Source organism: Bacillus cereus group sp. Bc010, from assembly GCF_027716745.1.
Classification (GTDB): Bacteria; Bacillota; Bacilli; order Bacillales; family Bacillaceae_G; genus Bacillus_A; species Bacillus_A pacificus.
Map to the genome: position 1 here is coordinate 1 of NZ_JAQFUY010000032.1, position 19,524 is coordinate 19,524.

The following is a 19,524-nucleotide window of genomic DNA, read 5'->3' on the forward strand; positions in this document are numbered from 1 at the left end:
CGGAAGTTAAGCTCTCTAGCGCCGATGGTAGTTGGGACCTTGTCCCTGTGAGAGTAGGACGTCGCCAAGCAACTAAAAACACAAGTCTTTTGACTTGTGTTTTTTTGTGTTTTCAAACAGTATGCAAAAAGAAGTAATGGTAATACAAACACGTTGCCCAAGGATGAATCATATTATATAAGAAATCGATGTATATTTTTCTGTAAATTGTTAAGGAATAGAAGTATAAAATATGTCCATTTAAATAGGGAGGAAAAGATATGAAATCACAAAACGAAGTTTGTATTGTTTGTGAGACAGAAAGAAAAGAAGGGATATATGTTTATAATAATTTAATATGTTATGAATGTGAAAAGGACATGGTGAATACAGAAACAAATGATCCGAAGTATATATATTATTTAAAACAGCTTCGGAAATTAGAAGTATCATATTTTTAAATAGGCATATGCCTATTATTTTTTTTGTTCTGTATAATAGATAAAGAATGAAATAATAAGGAAGAGATATAGATGAATCAAAATCGCATACCTTTATATGAAGCATTAATAGAGTTTAAAGAAAGAAGGCTGTTATCTTTTCATGTTCCAGGTCATAAAAATGGTTTAAACTTCCCTCAAGGGGCAGTAGAGGGGTTTAAAGATATACTATCTATCGATGTAACTGAGTTATCAGGGTTAGATGATTTACATAGTCCGTTTGAATGTATAGATGAGGCACAACAATTATTAGCTGATGTATATGAAGTGGAAAAAAGTTATTTTTTAATTAATGGTTCAACAGTCGGGAACTTAGCAATGATTTTGTCTTGCTGTAGGGAACATGATATTGTTCTTGTACAAAGAAATTGTCATAAATCAATTATTAATGGTTTAAAATTAGCAGGAGCAAATCCAATTTTTTTAGATCCATGGATTGATGAAGCTTATAACGTACCCGTGGGAATTCATGATGAGATTATTAAGGAAGCAATTGAAAAATATCCAAATGCGAAAGCACTTATTTTAACACATCCTAATTATTATGGTATGGGGATGGATTTAGAGGCAAGCATTGCTTATGCACATGCACATAAAATTCCTGTGTTAGTAGATGAAGCGCATGGAGCTCATTTTTGTTTAGGCGGGGCATTTCCAAAGTCAGCTTTAGCATATGGTGCAGATATTGTAGTTCATTCCGCACATAAAACATTACCTGCGATGACGATGGGATCCTATTTACATATAAATAGCCGCTTAGTGAAAGAAGAAAGAGTTTCTACTTATTTAAGTATGCTACAATCTAGTAGTCCATCGTATCCAATTATGGCTTCTCTTGATATTGCACGCTTTACGATAGCGCGTATAAAAGAAAAGGGACATGATGAAATTGTCGAGTTTTTACGGGAATTTAAAGAAGAATTGTCTTCTATCCCACAAATAGCTATTTTACAATATCCATTACAAGACGAGCTAAAAGTTACCGTACAGACACGTTGTCAGTTATCAGGATACGAATTACAATCTGTATTAGAAAAGGTTGGTATATATACCGAAATGGCAGATCCATATAATGTCTTATTTATTTTGCCTTTGCAAGTAAATAAGACGTATATGAAGGCTATAGAGATGATCCGGGCGGCATTGCAATCTTATGAGGTGAAAGACAAGACAGAATCTATTCGTTATACTTATAAAGGAGAAATTTCTCCTTTACCGTATACATATAAACAACTGGAAGGATATGAAACAAAAGTAGTATCTGTAGAAGAAGCAGTTGGGATGATAGCGGGGGAAATGGTAATTCCATATCCACCTGGTATTCCATTGATTATGTATGGGGAAAGAATTACTTCAGAACATAAAGAGCAAATTATGCATTTAGAGAGAGCAGGCGCCCGTTTTCAAGGTAGCACGAAATATATGAAAGTGTATGATATAGAAAGTAGGTTTTAGGATGAAGGGATTATTTGTAACAATTGAGGGGCCAGAAGGTTCGGGTAAAACAACGTTAATTCAAGGTTTATTGCCATACTTTGAACAAAAGGAACAAAAGGTAATGGCGACGAGAGAACCAGGTGGTATTGCAATTTCTGAGGATATTAGAACGATTTTACATAAGCAAGAATATACGATGATGGAAGCACGTACAGAGGCACTTCTATATGCCGCTGCACGTAGACAACATTTAGTGGAAAAAGTTATGCCGGCACTTAATGAGGATTACCTTGTATTATGTGATCGTTTTATAGATAGCTCTTTAGCGTATCAAGGCTATGCAAGAGGGTTAGGTATGGATAAAGTATTTGAAATCAATCGTTTCGCAACAGAAGATTGCATGCCTAGTTTAACAATTTACCTAGACATTGAACCAGAGGTTGGTTTAGCTCGAATTGCAAAAGATGCAGGACGTGAAGTGAATCGGTTAGATATGGAAGATATCACTTTCCATAAACGTGTGCGTGAAGGGTATTTACAAGTTGTAGAACGTTTCTCGGATCGTATTGTATTAGTAAATGCTGATCAACCAATGGAAAAACTTATAGAAGAAGTTATTCAAGTTATAGAAGATAAATTGTTATAATAGAAGGAAAGAATGAAATAAGTGAGGTATGCATTATGACGAAGACGTGGGAGCAGCTTTCTGCTATACAACCCATCGGTGTAAAAATGTTGATGAATAGCATCGCAAAAGAGCGTATATCCCACGCTTACTTGTTAGAGGGAGGGAAAGGGACAGGAAAGTTTGCGACAGCAATTCAAATGGCAAAGAGTTTCCTCTGTTCTCAGCGGAATGGGGTAGAGCCTTGTCATGTATGTACAAATTGTAAGCGAATTGATTCAGGTAACCACCCAAACTTACATATTGTAAAACCAGACGGATTATCTATTAAGAAGCAGCAAATTCATGATTTACAAGAAGAGTTTTCAAAAACAGGATTAGAAGCAAATAAAAAAGTATATGTTATTGAGCACGCAGACCGTATGACAGCAAATGCGGCGAATACACTGTTAAAATTTTTAGAAGAACCAAGTAGTGATACAACAGCTATTTTACTTACTGAACAAAGTCATCAAATTTTAAATACGATTTTATCTCGTTGTCAAGTTGTTACATTTAGACCGTTACCTACGGAATCTTTAATTAGAAGATTACAGGATGAAGGTGTTACGACATCTTTATCGACACTTGCTGCACAACTCACAAATAGTTTTGATGAAGCTTTAGCTTTATGTAGTGATGAATGGTTTGCACAAGCACGAGCTTTAGTGATAAAATTATGTGAAGCGCTCGAAAAAGATAAAGCCTCTATTTTTTTTGTACAAGAAAAATGGGGAAAACACTTTGGAGAGAAAGAACAATTACAGCAAGGTTTAGATATGTTACTCCTTATTTATAAGGATTTATTATATGTTCAACTTGGAGAAGAAGATCGTCTTGTTTTTCATGAGCAGAAAGAGATGTTTGAATCTTTCTCCTACGCTCAGAAGCGCATTGTATCAGCTCTCTTTAATATATTAGAGGCAAAAAATAGAATCAACGCTAATGTAAATGCGCAGCTTGTGTTCGAACAGTTAGTGTTGCGGTTGCAGGAGGGATGACCGTTTTGTATGATGTAGTAGGTGTTCGCTTTAAGAAGGCCGGAAAGGTGTATTACTTTGATCCGAATCAGTTCGATATCTCTGAAAATGAGTTTGTAATTGTAGAAACGGTAAGAGGTATTGAATACGGAAAAGTAGTTATTACCAAAAAGCAAGTTGATGAAAACGACGTTGTATTACCGCTAAAAAAGGTTATTCGCATTGCAAATGAAAACGATCGTACCATTGTTGAAGAGAACAAACATGCTGCAAAAGAAGCATATCAAGTTTGTCAGCAAAAGGTAGTAGAACATAATCTTGATATGAAACTTGTAGATGTAGAGTATACGTTCGATCGCAATAAAATTATTTTCTACTTTACTGCGGATGGTCGGATTGATTTTCGCGAACTAGTGAAGGACTTAGCAGCAATTTTTAGGACAAGAATTGAACTAAGACAAATTGGTGTTCGTGATGAAGCGAAAATGCTTGGTGGTATTGGTCCATGTGGTCGTATGCTTTGTTGTTCTACTTTTTTAGGGGATTTTGAACCTGTATCCATTAAGATGGCAAAGGATCAAAATTTATCATTAAATCCTGCAAAAATCTCTGGTTTATGTGGTCGCTTAATGTGTTGCTTAAAATATGAGAACGATGAATATGAGGCAGCAAAGGAACAACTTCCTGATTTAGATCAACGTATACAAACCCCGCATGGTACTGGCCGTGTTATCGGATTAAATATTTTAGAAAGATTAATTCAAGTGGAACTAGTAGACAAGGAACGGATAGTAGAATATACGTTAGATGAGTTAGTGAATAAAGGGGTCGTTTCGAGTCAAACCACAGATTAATGAGGTGGGTGCTTGTGGAGAAAAAAGATATTTTTGCATCGGTTTCTAGTATGGAAGAGCAAATTGGACATTTATACAAACAGTTGGGAGAATTAAAACAACATCTTGCAGAGTTACTGGAAGAAAACCAACATATAAAAATGGAAAATGAAAATTTGCGACACCGCTTTGAAGAAGTGCAGATTAAAGAAAAACAAAAAACTCAAAAACGTAAAGAAGTGAAGCCGAAGACAGATATTGGTGAAGGCTACGATAATTTAGCAAGACTATATCAAGAAGGTTTTCATATTTGTAATCTGCATTATGGAAGTGTACGTAAAGAGGGAGATTGTTTATTCTGCCTGTCATTTTTAAATAAAAAGTGAAATTACCTTTCCAATAATAATTGGAAAGGTAATTTTTTATACATGAGAGTAGAATCGAATATGTTTTTTATTAGTAGAAGATGAAATAGGGTAGGTTAAGTGTAAGAAAAGGAGCAACATATGAATTTATATGAAGATGAACGTTTAGATTACTTATTAGCACAAGATTTGAAGATTATACAAAGCCCATCAGTATTTAATTTCTCGTTAGATGCTGTTTTACTTGCAGACTTTGCTTGGGTGCCAATTCAAAAAGGTAATTTACTTGATTTGTGTACAGGTAATGCCGTTGTGCCCCTTCTATTAAGTACAAGGACGAAAGGGAATATTACTGGTGTAGAAATTCAAGAACGCTTATATGATATGGGAATAAGAAGTGTTCAATACAATAAGTTGGAAGAAAGAATTCACTTAATACACGGGGATTTGAAAGATATGCTGGAGAAACTTGGACGTCATCAATATGATGTTGTCACATGTAATCCGCCTTATTTCCAAACACCTGCAACTTCTGAAAAAAATATGAATGAACATTTAGCAATAGCTCGTCATGAAATTATGTGTACACTAGAGGATGTTGTATCTGCAAGTAGTCAGCTAGTAAAGCAAGGCGGGAAAGTAGCATTTGTACATCGTCCAGGTCGTTTACTAGACATTGTTACATTAATGCGTAAGTATAAAATTGAACCGAAGCGTGTACGATTTGTTTATCCTAAGGCAGGAAAAGAAGCGAATACATTGTTAATTGAAGGAATTAAGGACGGAAACGCAGATTTAAAAATATTGCCACCTCTTTTTGTATATGAAGAAAATAATGAATATACAAAGGAGATTCGTTCTATTTTATATGGAGAAGAATAAGCATTGTTTTTATGTAGTGGAGTGCTCTGATGGAAGTTACTATGCTGGATATACAAATCATATAGAGAAGCGGATTGAGACCCATAATAGCGGAAAAGGGGCTAAGTATACGCGTGCTAGACTTCCTGTTGCTTTAAAATACGTAGAGTTTCATGAAGATAAGCGTACAGCTATGCAAGCAGAGTACTATTTTAAGCAATTAAATAGAAAACAAAAAGAAGAATATATGCAAAAAGGAGAACCTTATGTGGCAACAAAAAAGTTTTCAACAAAATGAAAAGGGCGTTTTATATTTAGTACCAACCCCTATTGGGAATTTAGAAGATATGACATTTCGTGCAATCCGAATTTTAAAAGAAGCGGATTTAATTGCTGCTGAAGATACGAGACAAACGAAAAAACTTTGTAATTACTTCGAAATTGAAACGCCTGTTATGAGTTACCATGAGCATAATAAGGAAGTAAGTGGGAAGAAAATATTAGATAAGTTAGACGAAGGAAAGACAGTAGCACTTGTTAGTGATGCTGGTATGCCGTGTATTTCCGATCCAGGTTACGATATTGTTGTAGAGGCTGTAGCGGAACAGTATCATGTTATCCCGCTTCCTGGGGCAAATGCAGCCCTTACAGCATTAATTGCATCAGGCCTTGAAACAAAACAGTTTTATTTCTATGGATTTTTACAAAGAAATAAAAAAGAAAGAAAAATGGAGTTAGAGAAGCTTCGTTATATACAAACTACAATGATGTTTTATGAAGCACCTCACCGTTTGGATGATACTTTAATCTCGATGCAAGAAGTATTGGGAAATAGAGAAATTGTATTGTGCCGAGAGTTAACAAAAAAATTCGAGGAATTTATTCGTGGAACAGTTGAAGAAGCAATTGAGTGGACGAAACAAAATGAAGTTCGTGGTGAGTTTTGTATTTTAGTAGCTGGTTCAACGGAAGAACCTGCTCCAGAGGAACAATGGTGGGAAACTATTTCGGTATATGACCATATTGAACATTATATAAACGAAAAAGGTATGAATTCAAAAGAGGCGATAAAAACAGTTGCTAAAGATCGAGATTTGTCGAAACGCGATGTATATCAAATCTATCATGTCGATAAAAAATAAGCTTCTCATAATTGAGAAGCTTATTTTGCTGTTTCGATATAATCTTGAAGCTCGTTTAAGATTTGCTCAGCGCCTTCTTTGCTTAAGATAATTTTACCTTCAGCTAAAGATAGGTTACCATCAGATACTTCACCAGTTACTTGGCAAGTCATGTTTGGCTTATATTTTTTTAAGATGATTTTCTCGTCATCAACATAGATTTCAAGAGCATCCTTTTCTGCAATACCTAAAGTACGGCGTAATTCAATCGGAATTACTACACGACCTAATTCATCAACTTTACGAACGATACCAGTAGATTTCATAATTCTTTTCCTCCTAAAGAAATAGTTTATAAGTTTCGAGTCTATTTTTAGATTCGTCATTTTTCGACAAAATACCCTATGGACATATGATACCAATCATTTACATTTCCGTCAATTCTTTAATTCTATATTTTTTAAAAAGATTTATAGATTTCTTACTTCTTATATATAATAGAATTTGAGTAATTTCTACTATTATTTCACTTTATTTTCAGAAAAGTTCAGAAATTATAGGTAATGACTGTATATTTTCTTGAAATATGAGTAATAGATGATAAATATAAAAATATGAAGTTGTTTTTATCCTGCATTAACGAGTAGTAAGATTCTAAATTTTAAATTCGGCTGGGCCAAAGAAGTTAAGTGGAAGTCGGATTGCTCGTAAAAGTCCGATTGGTGTGGGTTGATAATCCGTGGGAATGAACAAGATCCTCACAGATTAAAGTTTCACTTTATATATAAGTTTTTGATATACTATTTATAAATACATATGAGGTTATCCGGGAGGTCCAAAACAATGACAAAGGAAAACAAATCCTTTTATATTACTACCCCAATTTATTATCCAAGTGGAAAATTACACATTGGACATGCTTATACAACAGTAGCAGGGGATGCTATGGCACGATATAAGCGTATGCAAGGATATAATGTTCATTATTTAACAGGAACTGATGAGCATGGACAGAAGATCCAAAAGAAAGCAGAAGAATTAAATGTTACACCACAAGCATATGTGGATAACATCGTTGCAGGAATTAAAGAACTTTGGGAGAAGATGGATATCTCCTATGATGATTTTATTCGTACAACGGAAGATCGTCATAAAGATGTTGTCGAAAAAATCTTCAAGCAACTAGTAGATCAAGGTGATATTTATCTTGATGAGTATGAAGGTTGGTATTCTGTACAAGATGAGACATTCTATACAGAGCATCAATTAGTAGATCCAATTATGGAAGGTGACAAAGTAGTTGGGGGAAAAAGTCCAGACAGTGGTCATGATGTAGAACTTGTTCGTGAAGAATCATATTTCTTTAGAATGGGTAAATATGTTGACAGACTATTAAAGTTCTATGAAGAGAATCCACATTTCATTCAGCCAGAGTCTCGTAAGAATGAAATGATTAATAACTTTATTAAACCAGGCTTAGAAGATTTAGCAGTTTCTCGTACTTCATTTGAATGGGGAGTTCGTGTTCCAGGTAATCCGAAACACGTTATTTACGTATGGGTTGACGCATTATCTAACTACATTACAGCATTAGGTTATGGAACAGAAAATGAAGAGATGTATAAGAAGTTCTGGCCAGCAGATGTGCATTTAGTTGGAAAAGAAATCGTTCGTTTCCATACGATTTATTGGCCAATCATTTTAATGGCATTAGATTTACCTCTTCCGAAAAAAGTCTTTGCTCACGGTTGGATTCTAATGAAGGATGGAAAGATGAGTAAGTCAAAAGGAAACGTAGTAGATCCAGTTACATTAATCGATCGTTACGGATTAGATGCATTACGTTATTACTTACTTCGTGAAGTTCCATTTGGATCTGATGGCGTATTCACACCAGAAGGATTTGTGGAGCGTATTAATTTCGATTTAGCAAATGACTTAGGTAACCTATTAAATCGTACAGTAGCTATGATTGATAAGTACTTTAACGGAGAAATTCCTGCATTTAAAGCAAATGTAACGGAATTTGATGAAACATTAGTAACGTTTGCACAGGATACATTGAAAAAAGTGGAAGAAGCAATGGAGAACATGGAATTCTCTGTAGCTCTAAGCTCAATTTGGCAATTGATTAGCCGTACGAATAAATATATTGACGAAACACAACCGTGGGTATTAGCGAAAGATGAGAATGATCGTGAAAAGTTAGCCTCTGTAATGGCTCACTTAGCAGAAGTACTTCGTCAAACAGGTATTATGCTTATGCCATTCTTAACAGTAGCACCAAGCAAGATGTTTGCTCAGCTTGGCCTTACTGAAGAAGCACATACATCTTGGGAAAGCCTGTCTACAATTGGATGCATTCCAGCTGGAACAAAAGTAGAAAAAGGAAACCCGATTTTCCCTCGTTTAGAAATGGAAGTAGAGGTAGCGTACATTAAAGAACAAATGAAAGCCTCTGCTCCTAAAGTAGAAGAGAAAAAAGAAGAAGAACCGAAGGCAGAAGAAATTACAATTGATGATTTCTTTAAAGTAGAATTACGCGTAGCTGAAGTTCTATCTGCGGAACCTGTGAAAAAAGCAGACAAGTTGTTAAAAATTCAACTAGACTTAGGCACAGAAAAACGTCAAGTGGTTTCTGGCATTGCAAAGTTCTATTCGCCGGAAGATTTAAAAGGTAAAAAAGTTATTTGTGTAACAAACTTAAAACCTGTAAAATTACGCGGTGAATTATCACAAGGTATGATTTTAGCAGGTGAAGAGAATGGCGTATTGTCATTAGCATCAATCGACCAAAATCTACCAAACGGTACAAAAATTAAGTAATTAAGACAAGAAAAGAGATGTTTCACGTGTAACATGTGTGAAGCGTCTTTTTTCTTTTTACACCTCAATTTTTGCATTAAGATTGTAGTATTGTTATCGTTAAGTTATAAAAGAGCTTATTTGCGTAGAATAAATTTGATTTCAATATAAAAGGAGTTATGTATGATGTTGTTTGATACACATTCACATTTGAATGCAGAGCAATTTGAAGAAGACTTGCAAGAAGTGATTGTCCGAATGAAAGAAGCGGGTGTTACTTATACAGTTGTTGTTGGTTTTGATGAAGTAACGATAAAAAAGGCGATTGAATTAACTGAAGCCTATGATTTTATTTATGCTGCGGTTGGATGGCACCCTGTTGATGCAATCGACATGACAGAAGAGCATTTAACTTGGTTAGAAGAACTTGCTTCTCATCCTAAGGTCGTTGCACTTGGAGAGATGGGCTTAGATTATCACTGGGATAAGTCTCCAAAAGAAATACAGAAAGAAGTATTCCGTAAACAAATTGCATTAGCGAAAAAAGTAAAATTGCCGATTATTATACATAACCGCGATGCAACTCAAGATATTGTGGATATTCTAGAAGAAGAGAATGCAGCTGAAGTAGGAGGCATTATGCATTGCTTTAGCGGTAGCGTAGAGGTAGCGGAGCGATGTGTTGATATGAACTTTTTAATTTCGTTAGGTGGACCAGTTACATTTAAAAACGCTAAGAAACCGAAAGAAGTTGCTACGGAGATTCCATTAGAGAAATTATTAATAGAGACGGATTGTCCGTATTTAACACCGCATCCATTTCGCGGGAAACGAAATGAACCAAGTTATGTAAAACTCGTAGCAGAAGAAATTGCGAACTTAAAAGGAATTTCTTATGAGGAAGTAGCAGAAATGACAACGAAAAATGCAAAAGCTTTATTTGGCGTTGAATAAAAGAGTGGGAGAACCCATTCTTTTTTATTTTTGTGAAAAAATAGCAGGCGTGACAGAGAAGATAAGGGCGAATGAGTAAGTGGTACAATAAGGAGAGAGAACAAAGTTTTGGACATTCTACTTTTTAAAATGTAACAATGGGGAAAATAATAATGGAAAAGTCGTCATTTTTTTGTTTTACTAAGTAGAGACGAAACGAGTGTGGAGGCAAGCATGAAAATTAAAGAGATTATCGTTGTAGAAGGTAAAGATGATACAGTTGCGATTAAGCGTGCTGTTGATGCGGATACAATTGAAACGAACGGTTCAGCAATCGGTGATCATGTTATTGAACAAGTTAAATTAGCGCTGCAAAAACGAGGCGTTATTATTTTCACAGATCCGGATTATCCTGGAGAGCGTATTCGAAAAATTATTTCTGATAAGGTGCCTGGATGTAAACATGCGTTTTTACCGAAGGAAGAAGCACTTGCTAAGAGGAAAAAAGGTGTCGGAATTGAACATGCTTCTAATGAATCAATTCGCCGTGCTTTAGAGAATATACATGAAGAAATGGAAGCTTACACAAGTGAAATCAGTTGGAGCGATTTAGTCGATGCAGGTTTAGTGGGCGGAGAAATGGCAAAGAGTCGCAGAGAAAGAATGGGTAAGCTATTAAAGATTGGTTATACAAACGCAAAACAGTTACATAAACGTTTACAAATGTTTCAAGTTTCAAAAGAATCATTTGCAGAAGCGTATAAGCAAGTCATACAGGAGGAAAGAAAATGAAGGATATCGCAACGCCAAATCGTACGAAAGACATTGTTGAAAAGTATGGATTTTCATTCAAAAAAAGTTTAGGACAAAATTTTTTAATTGATACGAATGTATTAAATCGTATCGTTGATCACGCTGAAATTGGTTCAGAAAGTGGTGCAATTGAAATTGGACCAGGTATCGGTGCATTAACAGAACAATTAGCGAAGCGTGCTAAAAAAGTAGTGGCTTTTGAAATTGATCAAAGGTTATTACCGATTTTAGATGAGACGTTAGCTCCATATGGCAACGTTACTGTTATCAATAAAGATGTACTAAAGGCAGATGTACATGAGGTGTTTAGTGAGCAATTTGAAGAAGGGCAAGATGTAATGGTAGTAGCTAACTTACCATACTATATTACGACGCCAATTTTATTTAAATTGCTGGAAGAGAAATTACCGGTTCGTGGATTCGTTGTTATGATGCAAAAAGAAGTTGGGGATCGTTTAGCGGCTAAACCTGGAACGAAAGAGTATGGTTCTTTATCCATTGCTATTCAGTATTATACAGAGGTAGAAACAGTTATGACTGTACCGCGTACGGTGTTTGTACCACAACCAAATGTTGATTCTGCAATTATCCGCCTCCTAAAGCGTCCGAAACCAGTGGTAGAGGTAACAGATGAGACATTCTTCTTTGAAGTAGTACGAGCAAGTTTTGCACAGCGTCGTAAAACTTTAATGAATAATTTATCAAATAATTTAAATGGTTTCCCGAAAGATAAAGAGCTGTTGGATCGAATTTTAACAGAAGTAGGAATTGATCCGAAACGAAGAGGCGAGACGCTATCTATCGAGGAGTTTGCAACATTAAGTAATGCATTAGTTCTTCATAAGTTATCATAAGAATATAAAAGGGACAGTTCAACTTGAACTGTCCCTTTTGTCACCTTCCCCCTCTTACATTCATACTTTAAAAACAGGTAAGATGGCCTAATGAGTTTGGAGGTAGGAGAATGGCTTTACATGTTGGAGAATTAGTGGAACGATACTCTCATAATAGGGATATTCTTTTTCGTATTATAGAAATAAAAGGCGAGATAGCTATATTGTTTGGAGAGGAAATTAGATTGGTGGCAGATGCGCCACTTGAAGATTTAATTAGTATAGATCAACGAGAACATAAAAAGAGAGCGAAGCGTGAGAAAGAAACGATGGAGCGGACGTATCGTTTGTTTCAACAAGATTACGTATTAATGAAACAAAGGCATGAACACACTTCAACTGGTGGATATACAAGTGAAGTGAATTATTTTCAAATGCCAGGGCGTGTCTTGCACATAGATGGAGACCCGTTATATTTGCGCAAGTGCCTAGATTTATATAATAAAATTGGTGTTCCTGTACAAGGTATTCATTGTAAAGAAACAGAGATGCATGAAAAGGTAGTAGATTTAATAGATCATTTTCGTCCGGACATTTTAGTTATTACAGGGCACGATGCGTATACAAAATCAAAAGGAGTAAAGGGAGATTTAGCAGCATATAGGCATTCAAGGCATTTTGTACAGGCTGTTCGAGAAGTGCGAAAAAAATATCCATCGTTGGATCAACTCGTTATTTTTGCTGGGGCATGTCAATCACACTTTGAAGCATTAATTCGAGCAGGCGCTAATTTTGCTAGTTCCCCATCTAGAATTAATATTCACGCACTAGACCCTGTATATGTGGTTGGTAAAATTAGTTTTACGTCATTTATGGAAAGGGTTAATGTATGGGATGTTGTACGTAATACGATTACTGGTGAAAAGGGACTTGGCGGGATTGAAACAAGGGGGATTTTACGAACTGGATTACCTTTTCAACATTATGAAGAATAAGCAAGGTACATATGTATCTTGCTTTTTTGTATGGAAAGGATTTAAATCAGTTTGGATAAAAAGAGACAAGAACGCACAGACTACATAATGATACTTTTACAATATAGTATTTCTTCTATCTATTCGAACGCATGATGCTTTTATAATGATATTGTCTGTGAGTTGCGGTTAATAATTGGGATAGATATATCGTGTTTTAAGTGTTCAATCTAAATTACAGCGAGGTGTAACGAAGTATATGTCAAAACGTTTAGATGAAATTAAAAGCGAATTAGATCACCATCTTGGACAGAGACTGATGTTAAAGGCGAACAGTGGGAGAAGAAAAACTGTAGAACAATCAGGTGTACTTGCAGAAACGTACCGTTCTGTTTTTGTTGTACAACTGGATCAACAAGAAGATGCGTTACAACGTGTATCGTATAGCTATGCGGATGTTTTAACAGAGACAGTAGAGTTAACATTTTATGGTGAACCTCATAATGAAGTGATTTTATAATTCATGTATCGTTACATATATTCCCACAAATGAAAAGCTATATTATTTTGCATACTAATGATACCGTAGCAAAATAAGGAGGGACTCTGCATTGAGTAGACGAAGAGGTGTCATGTCAAATCAATTTAAAGAAGAGCTTGCAAAAGAGTTGGGCTTTTATGATGTTGTTCAGAAAGAAGGATGGGGCGGAATTCGTGCGAAAGATGCTGGTAACATGGTGAAACGTGCTATAGAAATTGCAGAACAGCAATTAATGAAACAAAACCAGTAGTTGTAAGATACTTTCTATGCTACGGTAGCCGAGGAGTGATTCCTCGGCTTTTTGTACTATAAAAGGTGCCATCATTTTACATAAGTAGTTTCATTCTGAATGCTTTTCGTTATAATTAGGGAAGTGTCATCGTCTTACTATAAATTTATGGTAAAATAAACGATAAAAGATTGAGTACATAGAGTGGGTGAATAGATTGAAGCTACTAGTGAAAGCACCAGCAAAGATTAATCTGTCGTTAGATGTACTGGGAAAAAGACAAGACGGATATCATGAAGTGAAAATGATTATGACAACAATTGATTTAGCGGATCGTTTAGAACTAATGGAATTAGCAGAAGACCGTATTGAAATTTTATCCCATAATCGGTATGTCCCAGACGACCAAAGAAATCTGGCTTATCAAGCAGCGAAATTATTAAAAGAGAAGTTTAATGTAAAAAAAGGTGTATCTATTACTATTGAAAAAACGATTCCAGTAGCAGCTGGATTAGCGGGTGGAAGTAGTGATGCAGCAGCAACATTACGTGGTCTTAATAAATTATGGAATTTAGGGCTTACAATTGATCAGTTAGCAGAGCTTGGCGCAGAAATTGGGTCAGACGTATCGTTTTGCGTATATGGTGGGACAGCAATTGCCACTGGAAGAGGAGAGCAGATTGAGCACATAAAAACTCCACCTTCTTGTTGGGTTATTTTAGCAAAACCCCATATTGGTGTATCTACTGCTGATGTGTATGGAAATTTAAAGTTAAATCGAGTTACACATCCAAATGTAGATAAAATGGTGGATGTCATAAATGCTGGAGACTACAAAGGGATTTGTGATACTGTCGGTAACGTTTTAGAAGATGTAACGTTTGCGATGCATCCTGAAGTTGCACGTATTAAGGCACAGATGAAGCGATTTGGGGCAGATGCTGTATTAATGAGTGGTAGTGGTCCAACTGTATTCGGTCTGGTGCACCATGATTCGCGAATGCATCGTATATATAACGGGTTAAAAGGATTTTGTGAACAAGTATACGCAGTACGTTTATTAGGAGAGCGAGAAACGCTTGAATAAAGACGTATAATACGTTATGATTTGTTTAGAATATTCGTGATTTGAGGTGAGAGTATGAAAATTAGACGAAGTACAAGATTAGTCGATATGACTTATTACTTGTTACAAAACCCTCGTCAGCTAGTTTCTCTCACTTTTTTTGCTGAAAGGTATCAATCAGCTAAATCTTCTATTAGTGAAGATTTAGTTATTATTAAGCAAACGTTTGAACAACAAGGGGTCGGCACATTGCAAACGATACCAGGAGCAGCAGGAGGAGTGAAATATATACCATATATAAGTGAAGAAGAGGCAGATCTAATTATTGGTGAGCTTTGTAGCTTATTCGAAAATCCAGATCGTATTTTGCCTGGTGGTTACTTATATATGACAGATCTTTTAAGTAATCCTCGTCATATTAATGGCGCAGGTCGTTTGTTTGCTTCTGTTTTTGCTAGGCAACCAATTGATGCAGTTATGACGGTGGCAACGAAGGGGATTCCACTTGCATATGCAGTGGCGAACTACTTAGATGTACCGGTAGTGATTGCAAGAAAAGATAATAAGGTAACAGAAGGACCCACTGTTAGTATTAACTATGTATCAGGTTCTTCTAAGCGAATTCAAACAATGACGTTAGCAAAGCGTAGTCTTCCGGAAGGATCAAATGTTTTAATTATTGATGACTTCATGAAAGCTGGCGGGACAATTCAAGGTATGATGAGTATGTTAGAAGAGTTTAAGGCTAATGTTGTTGGTATTGGTGTATTAGTAGAATCCACGGATATTGAAGAAAGACTAATTAATAACTATGTATCATTGATTCGTCTATCGGAAGTTGATGTGAAAGAAAAAGCGATTCAAGTGGAAAAGGGAAATTATTCACTGGCACCATTTGATGAAGGGCTTGTAGAGGCTGAGTAAAAAGGTAAAGCAAATAGCTTTATCTTTTTTTATTCTATTTATAAGTTACAAAATAGATGGACAAACTGCTTTTCGTGCACTATTTTTAAAGAGTAAAAATAAATAATAAAAGGGTGAAAAGTATGAAAGTTGTTCAAACAAAAAATGCACCACAAGCAATTGGACCATATTCACAAGGGATTATTGTAAATAATATGTTTTACAGTTCAGGACAAATTCCGTTAACTGCAAGTGGAGAGCTTGTAGCAGGAGACGTAACAGTACAAACAGAGCAAGTATTTCAAAATTTACAAGCAGTATTAGAAGAAGCAGGTGCTTCATTTGATACGGTAGTAAAAACAACAGTATTCTTAAAAGATATGGATGATTTTAATGCTGTTAATGAAGTATATGGATCTTATTTCTCTGCTCATAAGCCAGCTCGTTCTTGTGTACAAGTAGCAAAATTACCGAAAGATGTTTCAGTTGAAATCGAAGTAATTGCCCTAGTTAAGTAATTCTTTGTAAGCGATAACCTCTACTAATCTCTATATTCAATTACATTAAAAATTTTTATCTTAAAAATTTTTAAAAAATTAAAGGGAAAATAGAAATTTTGTGGAATTTATACAAATATATCGCTTATTTAGAAAAGGGTGGTGAACACAAGATGGAAGTGACTGACGTAAGATTACGCCGCGTAAACACAGAAGGCCGCATGAGAGCAATTGCCTCTATTACTCTAGACCATGAATTTGTTGTTCATGATATTCGTGTAATTGATGGTAATAATGGATTATTTGTAGCAATGCCAAGTAAACGTACTCCAGATGGAGAATTCCGTGACATTGCACATCCAATTAATTCTGGTACACGCTCTAAAATTCAAGATGCGGTTTTAACAGAGTATCATCGTTTAGGCGAGTTAGAAGAGGTTGAGTTTGAAGAAGCGGGTGCTTCGTAAAATTCGAATGAAAAGGGCTTTTTAGAGAAGCCCTATAATTTTGCAACAAACTCCTGTAAGCATTTACAGGGGTTTGTTTTTTTGTGTTTATACATATATTTTATTCGGAAAATTCTAAATTAATAAAAAGAAGGGTGGGAACTTCTAATTTTTTCAAAATCATTTTAAATAGTATAGCTTATTTCTTAAAAAAGATACTAAAGAGTAAAACATCTTATAAGAATTATGGTAAAATTTAATAGTTAAAATGTGTTTCTTGAAATATATGATGATTTAGGATAATATCGTTAATGGATAAATAGGTTGCGATGGAGGGTCTATATGTCAAACAGATTTGCAGTGATTCTAGCGGCAGGTAAAGGCACACGTATGAAGTCTAAACTATACAAGGTGCTTCATCCTGTATGTGGAAAACCTATGGTACAACATGTTGTCGATCAAGTATCTCAATTAGGATTGCAGAAACTTGTAACAGTCGTAGGACATGGTGCTGAAATGGTACAAGAACAGCTAGGAAACGTAAGTGAGTTTGCATTACAAGCAGAACAACTTGGCACAGCACATGCTGTAGATCAAGCTGCAAGTGTACTTGCAAACGAAGAAGGAACAACTTTAGTTATTTGTGGTGATACACCGCTAATAACTGCTGAAACGATGGAAGCATTACTTCAGCAACATAAAGAAGCAGGGGCAATGGCAACGGTATTAACAGCTTACATAGAAGAACCTGCTGGATATGGTCGTATCGTTCGTAATGAGAATGGTCACGTTGAAAAGATTGTTGAGCATAAGGATGCAAATGAGAAAGAATTAGCTATTAAAGAAATCAATACAGGTACGTATTGTTTTGATAATAAAGCTTTATTCGCTTCACTTTCTAAAGTTTCAAATGATAACGTACAAGGTGAATATTACCTGCCAGATGTTATTGAAATTTTAAAAAATGAAGGTCATATTGTATCAGCTTATCAAACAGAGCACTTCGATGAAACGTTAGGTGTTAACGACAGAGTCGCTCTATCGCAAGCGGAAATTATTATGAAAAACCGTATCAACCGAAAGAACATGGTAAATGGTGTTACTATTATTGATCCAAGTAACACGTATATTTCTGCTGATGCAATTATCGGTAGTGATACAGTTCTTCATCCAGGAACAATTATTGAGGGGAACACTGTAATTGGTTCTGATTGTGAGATTGGACCGCATACAGTAATTCGCGATAGTGAAATTGGAGATCGTACGACAATTCGTCAATCTACTGTACATGATAGTAAGCTTGGTACAGAAGTATCGGTTGGCCCATTTGCACATATTCGCCCAGATTCAGTTATTGGAGATGAAGTACGCGTTGGAAACTTCGTGGAAATCAAAAAAACTGTTTTTGGTAATAGAAGTAAAGCTTCACACTTAAGTTATATCGGGGATGCACAAGTTGGAGAAGACGTGAATCTTGGTTGTGGTTCAATTACGGTGAACTATGACGGTAAGAATAAATTCAAAACTGTGATTGGTAACGGGGTATTTATTGGATGTAATTCAAACCTTGTGGCTCCTGTAACAGTTGAAGACGGTGCTTATGTGGCAGCAGGCTCTACAATTACAGAGAATGTTCCATCAAAAGCATTGTCTGTAGCACGTGCACGTCAAGTTAACAAAGAAGACTATGTTGATCAATTGCTGAATAAGAAAAAATCATAATGTGGAGGGTTAATCTAGATGTCGACTCAATATCTAAATTCTAATTTGAAAGTATTCTCTTTAAACTCTAATAAGGAACTTGCTGAGCAAATTGCAAAGCATATTGGAGTAGGACTAGGAAAATGTTCTGTTGATCGTTTTAGTGATGGAGAAGTTCAAATTAACATTGAAGAAAGTATCCGTGGTTGCGATGTATTCATTATTCAATCTACAAGCTTCCCAGTAAACGAACATATCATGGAATTACTTATTATGATCGATGCATTAAAGCGTGCATCTGCAAAAACAATTAATATTGTTATTCCTTACTATGGTTATGCGCGTCAAGACCGTAAAGCGCGTTCTCGTGAACCAATTACATCGAAACTTGTAGCAAACTTGCTTGAAACAGCAGGTGCAACTCGTGTAATCACTCTAGATTTACATGCTCCACAAATTCAAGGGTTCTTTGATATCCCAATCGACCACCTAATGGGTGTACCGATTCTTTCAGATTACTTTGAAACAAAAGGTCTTAAAGATATCGTAATCGTGTCACCTGACCACGGTGGAGTAACTCGTGCTAGAAAAATGGCAGATCGCCTAAAAGCACCAATCGCTATTATTGATAAGCGTCGTCCTCGTCCGAACGTATCTGAGGTAATGAACATTATCGGTAATATTGAAGGTAAAACAGCAATTTTAATTGATGACATCATTGATACAGCTGGTACAATTACATTAGCAGCAAACGCTCTTGTTGAGAACGGTGCTTCTGAAGTATATGCTTGCTGTACACACCCAGTATTATCTGGTCCAGCAATTGAGCGTATCCAAAACTCAAATATTAAAGAGTTAGTTGTAACGAACTCTATCGTATTACCAGAAGAGAAGAAAATCGACAAAGTACATGAACTTTCAGTTGCTCCACTAATCGGAGAAGCAATCATTCGTGTATACGAAGAAGAATCTGTAAGTGTATTATTCAATTAATTGGATAGAATGAGACGTAACCAAGATTGGTTACGTCTTTTCGTATCGAA

At 35.7% G+C, this 19,524-nt stretch carries 23 protein-coding genes; 22 read left to right on the forward strand and 1 reads right to left on the reverse strand.

Annotated features, from left to right (window positions below):
• Positions 1-260 precede the first annotated feature (260 nt).
• The 9 genes from PDQ68_RS23520 to rsmI all read left to right on the forward strand — a co-directional run bounded on the left by PDQ68_RS23520 (position 261) and on the right by rsmI (position 6,761).
• The gene (locus tag PDQ68_RS23520; RefSeq protein WP_000842028.1) at positions 261-440 is read left to right on the forward strand and encodes a sigma factor G inhibitor Gin; all 180 of its coding nucleotides are present in this window, start codon (positions 261-263) and stop codon (positions 438-440) included.
• Positions 441-512: 72 nt separating this feature from the next.
• Positions 513-1,934, forward strand: a complete 1,422-nt coding sequence (locus tag PDQ68_RS23525) for an aminotransferase class I/II-fold pyridoxal phosphate-dependent enzyme (protein ID WP_061183153.1) — start codon at positions 513-515, stop codon at positions 1,932-1,934.
• Position 1,935: 1 nt separating this feature from the next.
• Complete coding sequence (tmk, locus tag PDQ68_RS23530) at positions 1,936-2,562, forward strand: dTMP kinase (RefSeq protein WP_000677230.1); 627 nt, start codon at positions 1,936-1,938, stop codon at positions 2,560-2,562.
• A gap of 35 nt (positions 2,563-2,597) precedes the next feature.
• Positions 2,598-3,581 (forward strand): DNA polymerase III subunit delta', encoded by a 984-nt coding sequence (gene holB / locus PDQ68_RS23535; protein WP_000169574.1) that lies wholly within the window; start codon positions 2,598-2,600, stop codon positions 3,579-3,581.
• Between the two features lie 5 nt (positions 3,582-3,586).
• Positions 3,587-4,414 (forward strand): PSP1 domain-containing protein, encoded by an 828-nt coding sequence (locus PDQ68_RS23540; protein ID WP_000272429.1) that lies wholly within the window; start codon positions 3,587-3,589, stop codon positions 4,412-4,414.
• Positions 4,415-4,428: 14 nt separating this feature from the next.
• Positions 4,429-4,779, forward strand: coding sequence for a DNA replication initiation control protein YabA (gene yabA / locus PDQ68_RS23545; RefSeq protein WP_000412056.1), 351 nt, complete (start codon positions 4,429-4,431; stop codon positions 4,777-4,779).
• A 120-nt stretch (positions 4,780-4,899) separates the two neighbouring features.
• Entirely contained in the window at positions 4,900-5,640 is a 741-nt protein-coding gene (locus PDQ68_RS23550; protein WP_061183154.1) for a tRNA1(Val) (adenine(37)-N6)-methyltransferase, read from the forward strand.
• Positions 5,627-5,917, forward strand: coding sequence for a GIY-YIG nuclease family protein (locus tag PDQ68_RS23555; RefSeq protein WP_000414339.1), 291 nt, complete (start codon positions 5,627-5,629; stop codon positions 5,915-5,917). The genes PDQ68_RS23550 and PDQ68_RS23555 overlap by 14 nt, the downstream gene beginning before the upstream one ends.
• Complete coding sequence (gene rsmI / locus PDQ68_RS23560; protein WP_000267806.1) at positions 5,886-6,761, forward strand: 16S rRNA (cytidine(1402)-2'-O)-methyltransferase; 876 nt, start codon at positions 5,886-5,888, stop codon at positions 6,759-6,761. Before PDQ68_RS23555 ends, rsmI begins: the two co-directional genes overlap by 32 nt.
• A 20-nt stretch (positions 6,762-6,781) precedes the next feature.
• Here the strand turns inward: rsmI and PDQ68_RS23565 are convergent, their stop codons facing one another.
• Positions 6,782-7,066 carry an AbrB/MazE/SpoVT family DNA-binding domain-containing protein gene (locus tag PDQ68_RS23565; RefSeq protein ID WP_000843036.1) on the reverse strand — a complete coding sequence of 95 codons (285 nt, stop codon included), beginning with the start codon at positions 7,064-7,066 and terminating at the stop codon, positions 6,782-6,784.
• 517 nt (positions 7,067-7,583) lie between these two features.
• Between PDQ68_RS23565 and metG the strand changes: the two genes are divergently transcribed.
• From metG to PDQ68_RS23630, 13 genes are all read left to right on the forward strand, one after another.
• Positions 7,584-9,566 carry a methionine--tRNA ligase gene (gene metG, locus PDQ68_RS23570; protein ID WP_270787005.1) on the forward strand — a complete coding sequence of 661 codons (1,983 nt, stop codon included), beginning with the start codon at positions 7,584-7,586 and terminating at the stop codon, positions 9,564-9,566.
• A gap of 165 nt (positions 9,567-9,731) precedes the next feature.
• Positions 9,732-10,499 carry a TatD family hydrolase gene (locus tag PDQ68_RS23575; protein ID WP_270787007.1) on the forward strand — a complete coding sequence of 256 codons (768 nt, stop codon included), beginning with the start codon at positions 9,732-9,734 and terminating at the stop codon, positions 10,497-10,499.
• A 213-nt stretch (positions 10,500-10,712) separates the two neighbouring features.
• Complete coding sequence (gene rnmV / locus PDQ68_RS23580) at positions 10,713-11,270, forward strand: ribonuclease M5 (RefSeq protein WP_000692830.1); 558 nt, start codon at positions 10,713-10,715, stop codon at positions 11,268-11,270.
• Complete coding sequence (gene rsmA / locus PDQ68_RS23585) at positions 11,267-12,145, forward strand: 16S rRNA (adenine(1518)-N(6)/adenine(1519)-N(6))-dimethyltransferase RsmA (RefSeq protein ID WP_000651552.1); 879 nt, start codon at positions 11,267-11,269, stop codon at positions 12,143-12,145. The genes rnmV and rsmA overlap by 4 nt, the downstream gene beginning before the upstream one ends.
• Positions 12,146-12,255: 110 nt before the next feature.
• A complete protein-coding gene (yabG, locus tag PDQ68_RS23590) occupies positions 12,256-13,119 on the forward strand; it encodes a sporulation peptidase YabG (protein WP_001173738.1) in 864 nt (287 codons plus the stop codon).
• Between the two features lie 238 nt (positions 13,120-13,357).
• Positions 13,358-13,618 (forward strand): biofilm formation stimulator Veg, encoded by a 261-nt coding sequence (gene veg, locus PDQ68_RS23595; RefSeq protein WP_000044349.1) that lies wholly within the window; start codon positions 13,358-13,360, stop codon positions 13,616-13,618.
• Between the two features lie 91 nt (positions 13,619-13,709).
• Complete coding sequence (sspF, locus tag PDQ68_RS23600) at positions 13,710-13,889, forward strand: acid-soluble spore protein SspF (RefSeq protein ID WP_001985066.1); 180 nt, start codon at positions 13,710-13,712, stop codon at positions 13,887-13,889.
• A 196-nt stretch (positions 13,890-14,085) separates the two neighbouring features.
• Positions 14,086-14,955, forward strand: a complete 870-nt coding sequence (gene ispE / locus PDQ68_RS23605; RefSeq protein ID WP_000772094.1) for a 4-(cytidine 5'-diphospho)-2-C-methyl-D-erythritol kinase — start codon at positions 14,086-14,088, stop codon at positions 14,953-14,955.
• A gap of 54 nt (positions 14,956-15,009) precedes the next feature.
• Positions 15,010-15,858 (forward strand): pur operon repressor, encoded by an 849-nt coding sequence (purR, locus tag PDQ68_RS23610; protein ID WP_000702474.1) that lies wholly within the window; start codon positions 15,010-15,012, stop codon positions 15,856-15,858.
• 122 nt (positions 15,859-15,980) lie between these two features.
• Positions 15,981-16,355 (forward strand): RidA family protein, encoded by a 375-nt coding sequence (locus PDQ68_RS23615; protein ID WP_000869804.1) that lies wholly within the window; start codon positions 15,981-15,983, stop codon positions 16,353-16,355.
• 152 nt (positions 16,356-16,507) lie between these two features.
• Positions 16,508-16,801 carry a septation regulator SpoVG gene (spoVG, locus tag PDQ68_RS23620; RefSeq protein ID WP_000454041.1) on the forward strand — a complete coding sequence of 98 codons (294 nt, stop codon included), beginning with the start codon at positions 16,508-16,510 and terminating at the stop codon, positions 16,799-16,801.
• Positions 16,802-17,122: 321 nt separating this feature from the next.
• Positions 17,123-18,502: a bifunctional UDP-N-acetylglucosamine diphosphorylase/glucosamine-1-phosphate N-acetyltransferase GlmU gene (glmU, locus tag PDQ68_RS23625; protein ID WP_000071036.1), complete on the forward strand. Its 1,380-nt coding sequence runs from the start codon at positions 17,123-17,125 to the stop codon at positions 18,500-18,502.
• A gap of 18 nt (positions 18,503-18,520) precedes the next feature.
• Positions 18,521-19,474 carry a ribose-phosphate diphosphokinase gene (locus tag PDQ68_RS23630; protein WP_000107420.1) on the forward strand — a complete coding sequence of 318 codons (954 nt, stop codon included), beginning with the start codon at positions 18,521-18,523 and terminating at the stop codon, positions 19,472-19,474.
• Positions 19,475-19,524: the final 50 nt, after the last annotated feature.

Excerpts from the sequence above, each read along its gene's own strand:
- PDQ68_RS23520 (WP_000842028.1), top strand. The coding sequence starts at position 261 with ATGAAATCACAAAACGAAGTTTGTATTGTTTGTGAGACAGAAAGAAAA.
- PDQ68_RS23525 (WP_061183153.1), top strand. The coding sequence starts at position 513 with ATGAATCAAAATCGCATACCTTTATATGAAGCATTAATAGAGTTTAAA.
- tmk (WP_000677230.1), top strand. The coding sequence starts at position 1,936 with ATGAAGGGATTATTTGTAACAATTGAGGGGCCAGAAGGTTCGGGTAAA.
- holB (WP_000169574.1), top strand. The coding sequence starts at position 2,598 with ATGACGAAGACGTGGGAGCAGCTTTCTGCTATACAACCCATCGGTGTA.
- PDQ68_RS23550 (WP_061183154.1), top strand. The coding sequence starts at position 4,900 with ATGAATTTATATGAAGATGAACGTTTAGATTACTTATTAGCACAAGAT.
- PDQ68_RS23555 (WP_000414339.1), top strand. The coding sequence starts at position 5,627 with ATGGAGAAGAATAAGCATTGTTTTTATGTAGTGGAGTGCTCTGATGGA.
- rsmI (WP_000267806.1), top strand. The coding sequence starts at position 5,886 with ATGTGGCAACAAAAAAGTTTTCAACAAAATGAAAAGGGCGTTTTATAT.
- PDQ68_RS23565 (WP_000843036.1), bottom strand. The coding sequence starts at position 7,066 with ATGAAATCTACTGGTATCGTTCGTAAAGTTGATGAATTAGGTCGTGTA.
- metG (WP_270787005.1), top strand. The coding sequence starts at position 7,584 with ATGACAAAGGAAAACAAATCCTTTTATATTACTACCCCAATTTATTAT.
- PDQ68_RS23575 (WP_270787007.1), top strand. The coding sequence starts at position 9,732 with ATGTTGTTTGATACACATTCACATTTGAATGCAGAGCAATTTGAAGAA.
- rnmV (WP_000692830.1), top strand. The coding sequence starts at position 10,713 with ATGAAAATTAAAGAGATTATCGTTGTAGAAGGTAAAGATGATACAGTT.
- rsmA (WP_000651552.1), top strand. The coding sequence starts at position 11,267 with ATGAAGGATATCGCAACGCCAAATCGTACGAAAGACATTGTTGAAAAG.
- yabG (WP_001173738.1), top strand. The coding sequence starts at position 12,256 with ATGGCTTTACATGTTGGAGAATTAGTGGAACGATACTCTCATAATAGG.
- veg (WP_000044349.1), top strand. The coding sequence starts at position 13,358 with ATGTCAAAACGTTTAGATGAAATTAAAAGCGAATTAGATCACCATCTT.
- purR (WP_000702474.1), top strand. The coding sequence starts at position 15,010 with ATGAAAATTAGACGAAGTACAAGATTAGTCGATATGACTTATTACTTG.
- PDQ68_RS23615 (WP_000869804.1), top strand. The coding sequence starts at position 15,981 with ATGAAAGTTGTTCAAACAAAAAATGCACCACAAGCAATTGGACCATAT.
- spoVG (WP_000454041.1), top strand. The coding sequence starts at position 16,508 with ATGGAAGTGACTGACGTAAGATTACGCCGCGTAAACACAGAAGGCCGC.
- glmU (WP_000071036.1), top strand. The coding sequence starts at position 17,123 with ATGTCAAACAGATTTGCAGTGATTCTAGCGGCAGGTAAAGGCACACGT.
- PDQ68_RS23630 (WP_000107420.1), top strand. The coding sequence starts at position 18,521 with ATGTCGACTCAATATCTAAATTCTAATTTGAAAGTATTCTCTTTAAAC.